This is a genomic window from Aeromonas dhakensis (genome assembly GCF_000820305.1).
Lineage (GTDB): Bacteria > Pseudomonadota > Gammaproteobacteria > Enterobacterales > Aeromonadaceae > Aeromonas > Aeromonas dhakensis.
In genome coordinates, this window is the sequence record NZ_CDBH01000023.1 from 33133 (window position 1) to 46078 (window position 12946).

Sequence of the window (12946 nt, forward strand, 5' to 3'; positions counted from 1 at the left end):
GAACGGGCAACCGTGACAAGGGAGTGACCGGCCCGGTGCTCACTGGGTTACAATAGCCCTTTCATTCGGGCCCGGCTGGCGGGCATGTCGACGTAAAGGGTTTGTTTTTTATGGTGAAACCACGTTACCCCTTGCTGTTTCTGCTGCTGGTCGGGGGCATGATGGGCGGTTTTTACTGGAGCCAGCCCTCCCTGCCCGAGCACGCCGACTACTATCCGGCGGGGCGGGATATCAACCCGTTTGCCTTCACCGATCAGGATGGCCAGCCGTTCGTGCCGGCCAGCCTGACCGGCCACTGGACCTTCCTGTTCGTCGGCTACACCTTCTGTCCCGACATCTGCCCGACCACCCTGGCGGACCTGCGTTCCGTCTACCCCGAGCTGAAGAAGATCGCTCCGAGCAGCCAGGTGGTGTTCATCTCGGCGGATCCCCAGCGGGACGACGTGGCCCGCCTCAAGACCTACACGGCCTTCTTCAACCCGGAGTTCAAGGCGGCGACCGGCCCCCACGACAAGCTGTTTCCCTTCGTGCGCAATCTGGGGCTCATCTACTCCATCGCCGATCAGGGGGAGAAGGATTACCTGATCGACCACTCCGCCTCCATCGTGCTGATCAATCCGGCCGGCAAGCTGGAGGCCGTGTTTCGCCCTCGTCTGAGCGAGGACGGGGTGCCCAGGGTGGTGATGGCGAGCATGGTGTCGGACTTTGCCAGGATAGTGCGGCTGGATGGCGAATAGTGATGAGCAACGGACGTCCTCCGGCATGTTGACCCCCGTCTGGTGGCGAGACGGGCGCCGCCATCGCGCCGTGTTTGCCCTGGCCCTGCCCATGGTCTTCTCCAATGTCACCACCCCACTGCTGGGACTGGTGGACACCTGGGTGATCGGTCATCTCGGCCAGGCCTGGTTCCTCGGCGGCGTGTCGGTCGGCGCCACCCTCATCAACCTGTTGTTCTGGCTGCTCGGCTTCCTGCGGATGTCCACCACCGGCCTGACCGCCCAGGCCCATGGCGCCAGCAGCCCGGCCGGCCAGCTCGACACCCTGGCCAGGGCGCTGGGTCTCGCCATCGCACTGGGGCTGGCGTTGTTGCTGCTGTTGCTGCCGTCGCTCCCCACCCTCATCGCCCTCAGCGGCGGCTCCGCCGAGGTGCAGCACTATGCCGCCGAGTACGTCTCGGTACGGATCTGGAGCGCCCCGGCGGCGCTCTGCAACCTGGTGATCATGGGCTGGTTGCTGGGCATGCAGGATGCGCGCAGCCCCATGTTGCTGCTGATCTTCACCAACCTGGTCAACATGGGGCTCGATGCCTGGTTCGTGCTGGGGCTGGGCTGGCAGGTGAAGGGGGTCGCTGGCGCCTCGCTGCTGGCGGACTACAGCGCGCTCGGGTTGGGACTCTGGCTGGTGAGCGGTCACCTGCGCCGGTTGGCGCCGACGGCGTGGCAGGGGGCCTGGCAGCGCTGGCGCCAGTGGCCCGCGTTGCTGCGACTGCTGGCCCTGAACCGGGACATCTTCATCCGCTCCCTCTGCCTGCAGCTCTGTTTCGCCTTCATGACCCTGCAGGGGGCCAGGTTGGGGGATGTGGCGGTGGCAGCCAATGCGGTGCTGCTCAACTTTTTGATGCTCATCTCCTACGGGCTGGACGGCTTCGCCTATGCGGTGGAGGCCATGGTGGGGCGCGCCATCGGACGTCGGGATCGGCAGGGACTGCGGGAGGCCATCGGCCTCAACCTCGGCTGGGCGCTGCTGATTGCGCTGGGCTTCAGCCTGCTGTTTGCGCTGGGGGGCAGCCGGCTGATTGGGTACATCACGGATCTGCCGGCGGTGATCGCCGCGGCCAATGCGCAGCTGCCCTGGCTCATCGCCATGCCGCTGTTGGCGGTCTGGTGTTTCCTGCTGGACGGGGTCTTCATCGGGGCGACCCGGGCCCGGGAGATGCGCAACAGCATGCTGGTGGCGGCCCTCGGCGGCTTCTTCCCGGTCTGGTGGCTCTGTCAGGGCTGGGGCGTGGCGGCCTTGTGGGCCGCGATGGCGGCCCTGATGGCGGGGCGGGGACTGACGTTGGGCTGGCTATGCTGGCAGTTGGAGCGCGATGGTCGGCTGCTCCACTCACCCCACGGGGCGGGGGAGGCGCAGCAGGCCTCCTCCTGAGCCCGCTATCTACTCAGGCAGATCCGGTTCAGACCTGCAGCGAGCCGGGGTAGCCCAGCTGGCGCCAGCTTTCGTAGACGAATACCGCCACCGCGTTGGAGAGATTGATGCTGCGGCTCTGGGGCAGCATGGGGATGCGCAGCCGCTGCTCGAACGGCAGGCTCTCGATGATCTCGATGGGCAGGCCGCGGCTCTCGGGCCCGAACAACAGGGCATCCCCGGCGGCAAACTGCACTGCCGAATGGGCGGTGCGCCCCTTGGTGGTGCAGGCAAATACCCGTGTCGGCGCTACCGCCGCCAGGAAGGCCTCGAAGTTTGGCCAGCGCTTCACCTCGGCGAACTCGTGATAGTCGAGCCCCGCCCGTTTCACCCGCTTGTCATCCCACTCGAACCCCAGCGGCTCTATCAGGTGCAGCCGATAGCCGGTGTTGGCGCAGAGGCGGATGATGTTGCCGGTGTTGGGCGGAATTTCCGGTTGGTAGAGCACGATGTCGAGCATGACGGCGTCCTGATGGGGCGAAAAGGGCGCCAGCATACCCAGCGCCCGGGCGGATGAAAAGGGCCTGCTCAGCCTATGGGCAGGCGGATGGTGATGGTCAGCCCGGCCGGGTGGTTGCTGCTGGCGCGGATGGTGCCGCCGTGGCGCAGGATGGCCTCCGCGGCGATGGCCAGCCCCAGTCCGGTGCCGCCGGTCTTGGCGTTGCGGGCATCATCCACCCGGAAGAAGGGCAGGAACAGCTGCGGCTGCTGCTCCACCGGTACGCCGGGGCCGTCGTCGCGGATGGTCATCACCCACTCCCGACCCTCCCGGTACCAGTCCACCTTGATGAACTCGCGGGCATATTTGAGCGCGTTGCGCAGCGGGTTTTCCAGCGCCCTGGCCAGCAGATCGGGCCACATCCGCAGGGAGTCGGTGGGCAGCGGCGGCAACCTGAGCTGCTTGCCGCTCTGATTTGCCTCGAACATGGCGTCGTCCAGGATGGGTTCCAGCAGATCGGCTAGCGGCATCACCACCGGCGCCTCTACATGTTGCTGCACCCGCGACAGATCGAGCAGGTCGCCGATCAGCTTGTCGAGCCGGCCTATCTCCGATTCGATTCGGGCCAGCTCGTTGCTGTCCCCCTGCTTGCGGCGGATCAGCGCCTGCGCCAGCTGGATGCGGGTGAGCGGGCTGCGCAGCTCGTGGGAGATGTCGGAGAGCAGCTGTTTCTGCTTCTGGATCATGTTCTTGAGGGTATCGACCATGTGGCTGACGTGATCCGCCAGCTGGCCTATCTCGTCCCGCCGCCCCAGGTTGGGGATCTGCGCCTCCAGATTGCCCTCCGCCAGCCGGGAGACCGACTGCTGCAACTGCAGGATGGGGCGGGTCAGCCGCCAGGCCAGCAGCAGGCAGAGCGGGGTGCTGACCAGCATGGCGATGCCGAGGATCTGGATCGGGTGATCCAGGATCTGGATGAACAGGAACAGATAGGAGTTCTCGACGTTGAGGCCGAAGTAGACGTGGTAGATCTGGCCGCGATGCTCCATCTGGAAGGGGCCGGCGATGGCCCGCTTGTGCTCGCTGCCTAGCATGGGCTTGGCCGGGTTGTCCGAATCGAGCATGAAACGGACCACGAACTTGCTCAGGCGGGTGCTGGACTGCATCTGTCCCTTGGCATCGCGCAGGTAGATGTTGTCCACCGGCAGCAGGCCGGCGGCGTCGATGGCCTGGGCCAGATCGAAATCCTGAGTGGGATCCGCCCCCTTCTGCAGCGCCTTCAGATTGTTGTTGAGGCGGGCGATCTCGTGGGCCGGCAGCGGGATGATGTTGCGGGGATCCAGGGTCGGCAGGATCACCACGGCGGCCACCACCAGCAACAGCATGAACCAGAACCAGAGGAAGATCTGGGTGGAGAGACCGTTGAAGGTGCGGGCCGTTCTCATGCCTGTTCCAGCCACAGGTAGCCACGGCCGCGCACCGTCTTGAAGCGGGGCTGGCCGTCGGTGCGCTCAGGCAGCTTCTTGCGCAGGTTGCTCAGGTGCATGTCGATGGCGCGGTCGAAGGGCTCCAGCTTCTTGCCCAGCACCAGCTCGGAGAGCTGGCTCTTGCTGACGATCTGGCCCGGACTGCGCAACAGGCACTCCAGCAGACCGAATTCGGTGGCGGTCAGCTCCAGCAGATCGCCGTGGCAACTGGCCTGCTGCAGACCGGGCTGCAGCACCAGATCCATGAAGCGCACCTCGTCCGAACTGCCGCCGCGCTGGGGCTGGCTGCCCTGGGTGCGGCGCAGGATGGCGCGCACCCGGGCCAGCAGCTCCCTGTCATCGAACGGCTTGGCCAGGTAGTCGTCGGCCCCGGCCTCCAGCCCGTTGACCCGATCCTGGCTGTCGCCGCGGGCGGTCAGCATCAGCACCGGGGTGTCGTGGGTCTTGCGCAGCCGGGTCAGCATGGCGAAGCCATTGAGCTTGGGCATCATCACGTCCAGCAGGACCAGGTTGAAGTGCTGTTCGGCCAGCCGCTGCAACCCCTCTTCGCCATCCTCGGCGACGGTCACCTGGAAGCCTTCCAGGGTCAGAATTTCGGTGAGCAACTGGGTCAGCTCGAGATCGTCGTCGACCAGGAGTATTTTGTGCATCTGAAGTCATTCCGCTGATTTTTCGCGCCAGACTGGCGCAGGGGTCAGGGTATAATAGATTTTTAACCGCAAGAGGAAAGCCGGTTTTGAGCCATCAACAATATTCCCGCTGGGTGACGCTGGCCAGCATGGCCGCCGTCACCACCGCTACCCTGCTGATCACCGGCAAGCTGATCGCCTGGCTGATGACCGACTCCTCGAGCCTGCTGGCCTCCCTCACCGACTCCTTCATGGACGTGAGCGCCTCCATCATCAACCTGCTGGCCATCCGTTATGCCCTGTCACCGGCCGACGACGAGCATCGCTTCGGTCACGGCAAGGCGGAGTCGCTGGCCGGGCTGATCCAGTCAGCCTTCATCTCGGGCTCCGCGCTGCTGCTGGTGATGCACGGCATCTCCTCCCTGCTCAAACAGGCGCCGCTGGAGCGACTCGAGGCGGGTCTGTGGGTCAGCGGCGGCTCCATCGTGCTGACCCTGCTGCTGGTCAGCTTCCAGAGTTTCGTCATCCGCAAGACCAACAGCGTGGCCATCAAGGCCGACATGCTGCACTACCGCTCTGATCTGCTGCTCAACGGTGGCGTGCTGCTGGCACTGGTGCTGGCGGGGCAGGGCTGGTACTGGGCCGACGGCCTGTTTGCCATCCTGATCGGGCTGTTCCTGTTGTGGGGGGCGTTGCACATCGGTTATGAATCGGTGCAGGCGCTGCTCGATCGTCAGTTGCCAGCCGAGGAACAAGCGAGAATAATGGCCCTCTGCTGTGCCGTCGAAGGTGTACACGGGGTGCATGATCTGCGCACCCGCCAGTCTGGTCCGACCCGCTTCGTGCAGTTGCATCTGGAACTGGACGATCAGCTCCCTCTGGTCAAGGCCCATCAGATTGCCGATGAAGCCGAACTGGCTGTTCGTCAGGCATTCGAGCGCATGGATGTCATCATCCACATGGACCCCATCTCCGTGGTGCACAAGGAACAGCAAGGCACTCCCTCAGAACAACAGTAGGCTGCAACATGGATGATCTGGTTGCCAGAACCTGGCAAAAAATTCAGCAAGAAGCGGCGAGCATGGCGACCGAAGAGCCCATGCTGGCCAGCTTCTTCCACTCCACCATTCTCAATCACAAGAACCTGCGTTCGGCCCTCAGCTTCCAGCTGGCCAACAAGCTGGACAGCGCCACCATGCCCGCCATCGCCCTGCGCGAGGTGATCGAGCTGGCTCTGCGCAGCGAGCCCGAGCTGTTGACCATGGTCGCCGCCGACATCTGCGCGGTGCAGGAGCGCGACCCGGCGGTCGATCTCTTCTCCACCCCGCTGCTCTACCTGAAGGGATTCCATGCCCTGCAGGGCTATCGGGTCGCCAACTGGCTGTGGCGCCAGGGGCGTCGTTCGCTGGCGCTCTACCTGCAGAACCAGATCTCCGTGGTGTTCGGGGTGGACGTGCACCCGGCCGCCCGCATCGGCAAGGGCATCATGTTTGACCACGCCACCGGCATAGTGGTCGGCGAGACGGCGGTGATCGAGGACGATGTCTCCATCCTGCAGAGCGTCACCCTGGGCGGTACCGGCAAGGAGAGCGGCGATCGCCACCCCAAGATCCGGGAAGGGGTGATGATAGGGGCGGGTGCCAAGGTGCTCGGCAACATCGAAGTGGGCATGGGCGCCAAGATCGGCGCCGGCAGCGTGGTGATCAACCCGGTGCCGCCGCACACCACAGTGGCGGGCGTGCCCGCCAAGATCGTGGGCCGTCCGGAGTGCGAGAAGCCGTCGCTGGACATGGATCAGTGTCTCTGATCCCCTGACCGAGGCGAGTCGATGGCCAAGCGCTGGTCGGGTTATCTGATCCTGGGGATGTGGCTGCTCAACCTGCTGCACCTCTATCTGGGGTTCTCCCCCTGGCCGGCAGCCATCGCCGCCTGGGGAGCCTCCCTGCTCACCTGGCCCTGGCTGGTGGGGGCGGCGCGCCGTCAGGCGCTTGCCCTGTACGGGGCGGCACTGGCGCTGCTGATCTTCTCCTGCTGGCAAGGGGCCAGCCTCCGGCCGGCGGACTGGCTGCTGCCCAACATCAACATGCTCACCATGTTTGCGGCGGTGAGCACCCTCAATCTCGCCACCTCGGGCCTGCTGACCGGTACCACCTCATGGCAAGGGCGCAAGGGGCTGTGGAGCACCATGGCCAGCCTCAACCTGCTGGGGGCCGTCATCAACCTCTCGGTACTCTTCATCATCGGCGATCGGCTGGAACGGGGCGGCACCCTGGAGCGGCGTCAGGTACTGGTGCTGAGCCGGATCTTCTGTGCGGCGGCCTTCTGGTCACCCTTCTTCGTCGCCATGGCGGTGGCGCTCACCTATGCCCCCGGTCTGCAGCTGTCGCAGATCCTGCCGTTTGGGCTGGTGGCGACCCTGCTGGCGATGGGGTTGACCGCCTGGCAGGTGGAGCGGCTGGGGGTGGCGGATTTTGCCGGCTACCCGCTGCGGCTGCAGACCCTGGGGCTGCCAGTTGCCCTGGCCGGGCTGGTGCTGCTGATCAAGCAGATCTGGCCGGATCTCGGCATCCTGGCGGTGATCGCCCTGGTGGCGCCGCTGCTGGCGTTTGCCTTTATGCCGAGCACGGGGCGAGGCCCTGCCCTCAAGCGGCAGGTGGTGGAGCGCTTTCCCGCCATCGGCGGTCAGATTGTGCTGTTTCTGGGGGCTGGCCTGCTGGCTGCCGGCATTAACAGCGCCTTGTCGGTACTCGAGCTGGGCGGCGGCCACGGCTTGCCCTTCTTCCATCACTTCGGCTGGCTGGAGGCTTCGCTCACCCTGCTGCTGATCCTGTTGGTGGCCATCGTCGGAGTACACCCGCTCATCAGCATCTCCGGGCTGGCGCCGCTGCTGTGGCCACTGGCACCGGATCCCAGCCTGCTCGGCATGACCTTTTTGCTGGGGTGGGGGCTGGCCACCGGCACCAGCCCGCTCTCCGGCTCCAACCTGGCGCTGGCCTCCCGTTACAACCTGAGTGCCGGGGCCATTTTGCGCGGCAACCTGCTCTACGGCCTGCTGATGTACGGGGTTGCCTGTCTGCTGCTGGGGGCCTATATCGCCCTGCACAGCTGAGGCGTCCGGTTGATGTGAATAGGGGAGCAGATCGGATGCAATGGCGGCTTGTGCGGGCCCTGCCGTGGCCCCGGCGCAGGATGCGAGAAAAATAGACGCATATTTAGTCAATACATCCATGGAAGGCGCATTTTACAGCGCACCGGCTTGTTTGTGCCGATGCCATCAGGGTATGCTGGCTTCACGCGCTTGAATCGCCCTCTGTGGGGCATCGCAATTGAACATACAGGTATGCATATGTCACTAGAAGTCCTTGAGCAACTCGAATCCAAAGTACAATCCGCCGTCGACAACATCTCCCTGCTGAAGATGGAGCTGGACGAGCTGAAAGAGCAGAACAGCAAGCTGCAAGACGAGAACCATCAGCTGCGCAACGAGCACGTTGCCTGGCAAGAGCGTCTGCGTGCCCTGTTGGGCAAGATGGATCAGATGGGCGAAAGCATCTAATCCGTCGCTATACGCGAGAATTGAAAACGGGCCGCTCCATGAGCGGCCCGTTTGTTTGGGTCAATCTGGCAATCAGAGCGCCAGCAGCTGCTTGACGGTCTTCTCGATGCCGTCCGCCGCCTCCACTATATTGCTGGCCAGCATGTAGGCGGGGGTGGAGATCACCTTGCGCTCCTGATCCACCACGAATTCGTTGACCGGGCAGTTGAGGTGGCTGCCACCCATCGCCTCGATGGCGTTGGCAGTGCCCTCGTCATGGCCTATGGTAGCCAAGGTGCCGGCGCCGTAGATGAGCGGGATCATGGCTGGTGCGATGCAGATATAGGCCGCCGGCTTGTTGGCCTTGGCAAAGCTCTGGCACGCCTTCAGCACATCCGGCTGGATTTGGCACTCTGCTCCCTTGATGGCGAAGTCACACAGGTTCTTGGCGGCACCGAATCCGCCCGGCACCAGCAGGGCATCGTAGTCGGCTGCATCCAGCTCTGCCACGTCCTTGATCTGGCCGCGGCAGATGCGGGCGGCTTCGACCAGCACGTTGCGGCTCTCTCCCTCGCTCACTTCCCCGCTCAGGTGGTTGACGACATGGAGCTGCGGAACATTGGGTGCGAAGCACTGCACGGCGGCGCCCTGCCTGGCCAGTGCCAGCAGACTGATCACGGCCTCGTGGATTTCGGCCCCGTCAAAGACGCCACAGCCACTCAAGATCACGGCCACTTTTTTCATGACAGACTCCTCGTTGTTGAAAATGTGAGCCAGGATGGATTGTTGTACTTTTGTATGGTTATCGTTCGTCCTCCGCTGGTCAAGTCATCTTGCTGTGCTAGGATTGTTTCGTTTCGGATCCTGCCGCGTTTACTCCCTTAAATCTTTTTCCACATTGATCGAGATCATTTCAACGGTCTGACGATCGGTTTTAACGATCTCAATTCGTTGTTATATATGTGATTTTCATTTTTTATCCACAGTGGTTTCACTGGGCTTCATCAATCACTCCATTTTTGAGCACAGAGTTATCCACAGCATGGTAGTCGATGAGGATCCCTCGGCCGGGTCGCCCCCCCTCTTGGTGTGAAGGGGGCCCTGTGGCATCCTAGCGGCTGTTTATCTCTGGCAGGACGATTTCATGGCCCCTAGCAATCCCCTTATTCTGGTCGACGGCTCCTCTTATCTTTACCGCGCCTTCTTTGCCTCTCAGCAGGCCGATCTGCGCACCTCGACCGGTTTGCCGAGCGGCGCCGTCCGTGTCATGGCCAACATGATGCGCAGCCTGCGCAAGCAGTATCCAGACTGCCACGTGGCCGTGGTGTTCGATGCCAAGGGCAAGACCTTCCGCGACGACATCTATCCCGAATACAAGGCCAACCGGGCCAGCATGCCGGATGATCTGCGCAGCCAGGTCGCCCCCATCCACCAGATGATCAAGGCTATGGGCTTCCCCTTCCTGATGGTCGAAGGGGTCGAGGCCGACGACGTGATCGGCACCCTGGCCCGTCAGGCGACCGAGAAACAGCTGCCGGTGCTGATAAGCACCGGCGACAAGGACATGGCGCAGCTGGTCTCCGACCATGTCACCCTGATCGACACCATGAAGGACGTGAAGACCGATCGGGAAGGGGTGATCGAGAAGTTCGGCGTACCGCCCGAGCTCATCATCGACTACCTGGCCCTGATGGGGGACAAGGTGGACAACATCCCCGGCATGACCGGTGTCGGCGAGAAGACGGCCCTTGCCCTGCTGCAGGGGATCGGCAGCATCGACGAGATCGCCGCCAACCTTGACAAGGTCGCTGCCCTTGGTTTCCGGGGCTCCAAGGCGTTTGCCGACAAGTTCCGCGAGCAGGAGGAGCAGGTGCGCCTCTCCTATGTGCTGGCCACCATCAAGACCGACGTGGCGCTGGAGCAGAGCCTGGAAGAGCTGGAGCTCGGCCCCATCGACAAGGAGGCCCTGCTGGCGGTCTATCGCGAGTATGAGCTGCGTAACCTGATCAAAGAGCTGGAGTCCGGTGGCGAGGAGAGCGGCGCCGAGGGTGATGAGGAAGGCGCTGCCCCGGCAGCCGCCATCGAGACCGACTACCGCTGTATTCTGGACGAGGCAGAATTCGATGAGTGGCTGGCCCGTTTGCAGGCGGCGCCGCTGTTTGCCTTCGACACCGAGACCACCAGTCTCGACTATATGGAGGCGCGCATCGTTGGCGTCTCCTTTGCCATCGAACCGGGCAAGGCGGCCTATGTGCCCTTCGGTCACGACTATCTGGGGGCGCCGGTACAGCTGACCGAGGCCGTGGTACTCGGCAAGCTCAAGCCGCTGCTGGAAGATCCGGCCCGCCTCAAGGTGGGGCAGAACCTCAAGTACGATCGCAACGTGCTGCTCAATCACGGCATCGAGCTGCAGGGCATCGCCTACGACACCATGCTCGAGTCCTATGTGCTCAACTCCACTGCCAGCCGCCACGACATGGATTCGCTGGCCCGCAGGTATCTGAACGTCGAGACCATCTCGTTCGAAGAGATTGCCGGCAAGGGGGTCAAGCAGCTCACCTTCAACCAGATTGAACTGGAGCAGGCGGCTCCTTACGCGGCGGAAGATGCCGACATCACCCTGCGTCTGCATCAGGCGCTGTGGGGCAAGCTCTCTGCGGAGCCGGGTCTCGCCAAGGTGTTCAGCGAGATCGAACTGCCGCTGCTGCCGGTGCTGGCGCGGATGGAGCGACTCGGTACCACCATCGAGCCCAAGCTGCTGCACCAGCAGAGCCAGGAGATCGAAGTGCGGCTGGCAGAGCTGGAGAAACAGGCCCACGAGCTGGCCGGGCAGGAGTTCAACCTCTCCTCGCCCAAGCAGCTGGGGGAGATCCTCTTCACCAAGCTGGGGCTGCCGATCATCAAAAAGACCCCCAAGGGAGCGCCATCCACAGCGGAAGAGGTGCTGTCCGAGCTGGCGGAGACCTATGAGCTGCCGCAACTGCTGATGGAGCACCGTGGGCTGGCCAAGCTCAAGTCCACCTACACGGACAAGCTGCCGCTGATGATCAAGCCGCAGACCGGGCGGGTGCACACCTCCTATCATCAGGCGGTGGCGGCGACCGGTCGGCTCTCGTCCACCGATCCCAACCTGCAGAACATCCCGGTACGCAACGAACAGGGGCGCCGCATTCGGCAGGCCTTCATTCCGTGCACCGGTTACAAGCTGGTGGCGGCGGACTATTCACAGATTGAACTGCGGATCATGGCGCACCTCTCCGGTGACAAGGGGTTGCTGACCGCCTTCGCCGAGGGTAAGGACATCCACAAGGCGACCGCCGCCGAGGTATTCGGGGTTGAACTTGATGCGGTGACCAGCGACATGCGTCGCAGCGCCAAGGCGATCAACTTCGGCCTCATCTACGGCATGAGCGCCTTCGGTCTGGCCAAGCAGCTGGGGATCGGCCGTGCCGAGGCGCAGAAGTACATGGATCTCTACTTCGAGCGCTACCCGGGCGTGCTGGAGTACATGGAGCGCACTCGCCAGCAGGCGGAAGCCCAGGGTTATGTCGAAACCCTGTTTGGTCGCCGCCTCTATCTGCCGGACATCAAGTCGCGCAACGCCGGTCTGCGCAAGGCAGCGGAACGGGCCGCCATCAACGCCCCCATGCAAGGCACGGCCGCCGACATCATCAAGCGCGCCATGATCAACGTGGATGGCTGGATCCGCGGAGTTGAAGACCAGTCGATCCGTATGCTGATGCAGGTACACGATGAACTGGTGTTCGAGATCCGCGAAGAGAAGCTGGAGGAATACATCGCCATCATCAAGGAGAAAATGTCGGGGGCTGCCGAATTGCATGTGCCACTGGTGGTGGAAGCGGGTACCGGTGACAACTGGGATCAGGCCCACTGACCTCGTTTGATGGTCATATAGCTATATAAGAAGAAGAGAAGCCCGGCATTATGCCGGGCTTCCTGTTTGTGGCGGACTGGATTCAGGCCTCTTGCAGATATTCGTCCTTGAGCAGGACATAGTTGTCGGCCGAGGTTTTGAGGAAGGCGATCTCGGCCGGCTTGAGAGGGCGTGCCTGTTTGATGGGATTGCCCATATAAAGAAAGCCGGCCTCGAGTCGCTTACCCGGTGGCACCAGACTGCCGGCACCGATCATTACATCATCTTCGACCACGGCCCCGTCCAGCAGGATGGCACCCATACCGACCAGCACCCGGTTGCCGATGGTGCAACCGTGCAGCATGGCTTTATGACCGACCGTGACATCCTCGCCGATCAGCAGTGGATAGCCGCCGGGGTTGCTGGCACTCTTGCGGGTCAGGTGCAGTACTGTGCCGTCCTGAATGTTGCTGCGCGCACCGATGCGGATATGGTTGACGTCCCCTCTGGCGGCCACCATGGGCCAGATGCTGGCATCATCACCCAGCTGGATATCGCCCACCAGGGTGGCGCAGGGATCTACATATACCCGTTTGCCCAGTTGCGGGCGTTTTCCCTTGTAAGGTCTCAGTCGCAAGTCCATCTTGGCCTCCTTGTTTTCGGCCATTCTAGCAATTCGGTGCTGGTTTCTGTGGATAAGTTTGTATAAAAGCTGTGCTTGGATATGAATAACTAAAAAAGTGCAGTTTTTTGCAATTTTATTGCAGGGGAGGGGTTGCCAGAACGAATTCACTC

At 63.0% G+C, this 12946-nt stretch carries 12 protein-coding genes; 7 read left to right on the top strand and 5 right to left on the bottom strand.

The window, feature by feature from the left end; all coding sequences use genetic code 11:
• Positions 1 to 110 precede the first annotated feature (110 nt).
• Together BN1143_RS04395 and BN1143_RS04400 are read left to right on the top strand one after the other, a co-directional pair.
• Positions 111 to 737, top strand: coding sequence for an SCO family protein (locus tag BN1143_RS04395; protein ID WP_005307570.1), 627 nt, complete (start codon positions 111 to 113; stop codon positions 735 to 737).
• On the top strand, positions 727 to 2148 hold the full coding sequence (locus BN1143_RS04400; RefSeq protein ID WP_042049793.1) for an MATE family efflux transporter: 1422 nt from the start codon (positions 727 to 729) through the stop codon (positions 2146 to 2148). Before BN1143_RS04395 ends, BN1143_RS04400 begins: the two co-directional genes overlap by 11 nt.
• A gap of 28 nt (positions 2149 to 2176) precedes the next feature.
• On the opposite strand, the gene trmL is transcribed toward BN1143_RS04400, so the two are convergent.
• The 3 genes from trmL to BN1143_RS04415 all read right to left on the bottom strand — a co-directional run bounded on the left by trmL (position 2177) and on the right by BN1143_RS04415 (position 4763).
• The gene (gene trmL / locus BN1143_RS04405; protein ID WP_005307574.1) at positions 2177 to 2647 is read right to left on the bottom strand and encodes a tRNA (uridine(34)/cytosine(34)/5-carboxymethylaminomethyluridine(34)-2'-O)-methyltransferase TrmL; all 471 of its coding nucleotides are present in this window, start codon (positions 2645 to 2647) and stop codon (positions 2177 to 2179) included.
• A gap of 68 nt (positions 2648 to 2715) precedes the next feature.
• Positions 2716 to 4071, bottom strand: coding sequence for an ATP-binding protein (locus BN1143_RS04410; RefSeq protein ID WP_010635507.1), 1356 nt, complete (start codon positions 4069 to 4071; stop codon positions 2716 to 2718).
• On the bottom strand, positions 4068 to 4763 hold the full coding sequence (locus tag BN1143_RS04415) for a response regulator (protein ID WP_042049794.1): 696 nt from the start codon (positions 4761 to 4763) through the stop codon (positions 4068 to 4070). The genes BN1143_RS04410 and BN1143_RS04415 overlap by 4 nt, the downstream gene beginning before the upstream one ends.
• Positions 4764 to 4849: 86 nt before the next feature.
• Between BN1143_RS04415 and fieF the strand changes: the two genes are divergently transcribed.
• The 4 genes from fieF to BN1143_RS22595 all read left to right on the top strand — a co-directional run bounded on the left by fieF (position 4850) and on the right by BN1143_RS22595 (position 8298).
• Positions 4850 to 5761: a cation efflux pump FieF gene (gene fieF, locus BN1143_RS04420; RefSeq protein ID WP_010635505.1), complete on the top strand. Its 912-nt coding sequence runs from the start codon at positions 4850 to 4852 to the stop codon at positions 5759 to 5761.
• A gap of 8 nt (positions 5762 to 5769) precedes the next feature.
• Positions 5770 to 6549, top strand: a complete 780-nt coding sequence (gene cysE / locus BN1143_RS04425; RefSeq protein WP_005307587.1) for a serine O-acetyltransferase — start codon at positions 5770 to 5772, stop codon at positions 6547 to 6549.
• A gap of 21 nt (positions 6550 to 6570) precedes the next feature.
• Complete coding sequence (locus tag BN1143_RS04430) at positions 6571 to 7851, top strand: hypothetical protein (RefSeq protein WP_042007345.1); 1281 nt, start codon at positions 6571 to 6573, stop codon at positions 7849 to 7851.
• 237 nt (positions 7852 to 8088) lie between these two features.
• Complete coding sequence (locus BN1143_RS22595; RefSeq protein WP_005307594.1) at positions 8089 to 8298, top strand: cell division protein ZapB; 210 nt, start codon at positions 8089 to 8091, stop codon at positions 8296 to 8298.
• A gap of 72 nt (positions 8299 to 8370) precedes the next feature.
• On the opposite strand, the gene elbB is transcribed toward BN1143_RS22595, so the two are convergent.
• Positions 8371 to 9021 carry an isoprenoid biosynthesis glyoxalase ElbB gene (elbB, locus tag BN1143_RS04440; protein ID WP_042049795.1) on the bottom strand — a complete coding sequence of 217 codons (651 nt, stop codon included), beginning with the start codon at positions 9019 to 9021 and terminating at the stop codon, positions 8371 to 8373.
• Between the two features lie 400 nt (positions 9022 to 9421).
• Here elbB and polA point away from each other — a divergent pair, with 400 nt between their 5' ends.
• On the top strand, positions 9422 to 12172 hold the full coding sequence (gene polA, locus BN1143_RS04445; protein ID WP_042049796.1) for a DNA polymerase I: 2751 nt from the start codon (positions 9422 to 9424) through the stop codon (positions 12170 to 12172).
• 82 nt (positions 12173 to 12254) lie between these two features.
• On the opposite strand, the gene BN1143_RS04450 is transcribed toward polA, so the two are convergent.
• Positions 12255 to 12794 (bottom strand): gamma carbonic anhydrase family protein, encoded by a 540-nt coding sequence (locus tag BN1143_RS04450; protein ID WP_026458747.1) that lies wholly within the window; start codon positions 12792 to 12794, stop codon positions 12255 to 12257.
• Positions 12795 to 12946: the final 152 nt, after the last annotated feature.

Excerpts from the sequence above, each read along its gene's own strand:
- BN1143_RS04395 (WP_005307570.1), top strand. The coding sequence starts at position 111 with ATGGTGAAACCACGTTACCCCTTGCTGTTTCTGCTGCTGGTCGGGGGC.
- BN1143_RS04400 (WP_042049793.1), top strand. The coding sequence starts at position 727 with ATGGCGAATAGTGATGAGCAACGGACGTCCTCCGGCATGTTGACCCCC.
- trmL (WP_005307574.1), bottom strand. The coding sequence starts at position 2,647 with ATGCTCGACATCGTGCTCTACCAACCGGAAATTCCGCCCAACACCGGC.
- BN1143_RS04410 (WP_010635507.1), bottom strand. The coding sequence starts at position 4,071 with ATGAGAACGGCCCGCACCTTCAACGGTCTCTCCACCCAGATCTTCCTC.
- BN1143_RS04415 (WP_042049794.1), bottom strand. The coding sequence starts at position 4,763 with ATGCACAAAATACTCCTGGTCGACGACGATCTCGAGCTGACCCAGTTG.
- cysE (WP_005307587.1), top strand. The coding sequence starts at position 5,770 with ATGGATGATCTGGTTGCCAGAACCTGGCAAAAAATTCAGCAAGAAGCG.
- BN1143_RS04430 (WP_042007345.1), top strand. The coding sequence starts at position 6,571 with ATGGCCAAGCGCTGGTCGGGTTATCTGATCCTGGGGATGTGGCTGCTC.
- BN1143_RS22595 (WP_005307594.1), top strand. The coding sequence starts at position 8,089 with ATGTCACTAGAAGTCCTTGAGCAACTCGAATCCAAAGTACAATCCGCC.
- elbB (WP_042049795.1), bottom strand. The coding sequence starts at position 9,021 with ATGAAAAAAGTGGCCGTGATCTTGAGTGGCTGTGGCGTCTTTGACGGG.
- polA (WP_042049796.1), top strand. The coding sequence starts at position 9,422 with ATGGCCCCTAGCAATCCCCTTATTCTGGTCGACGGCTCCTCTTATCTT.
- BN1143_RS04450 (WP_026458747.1), bottom strand. The coding sequence starts at position 12,794 with ATGGACTTGCGACTGAGACCTTACAAGGGAAAACGCCCGCAACTGGGC.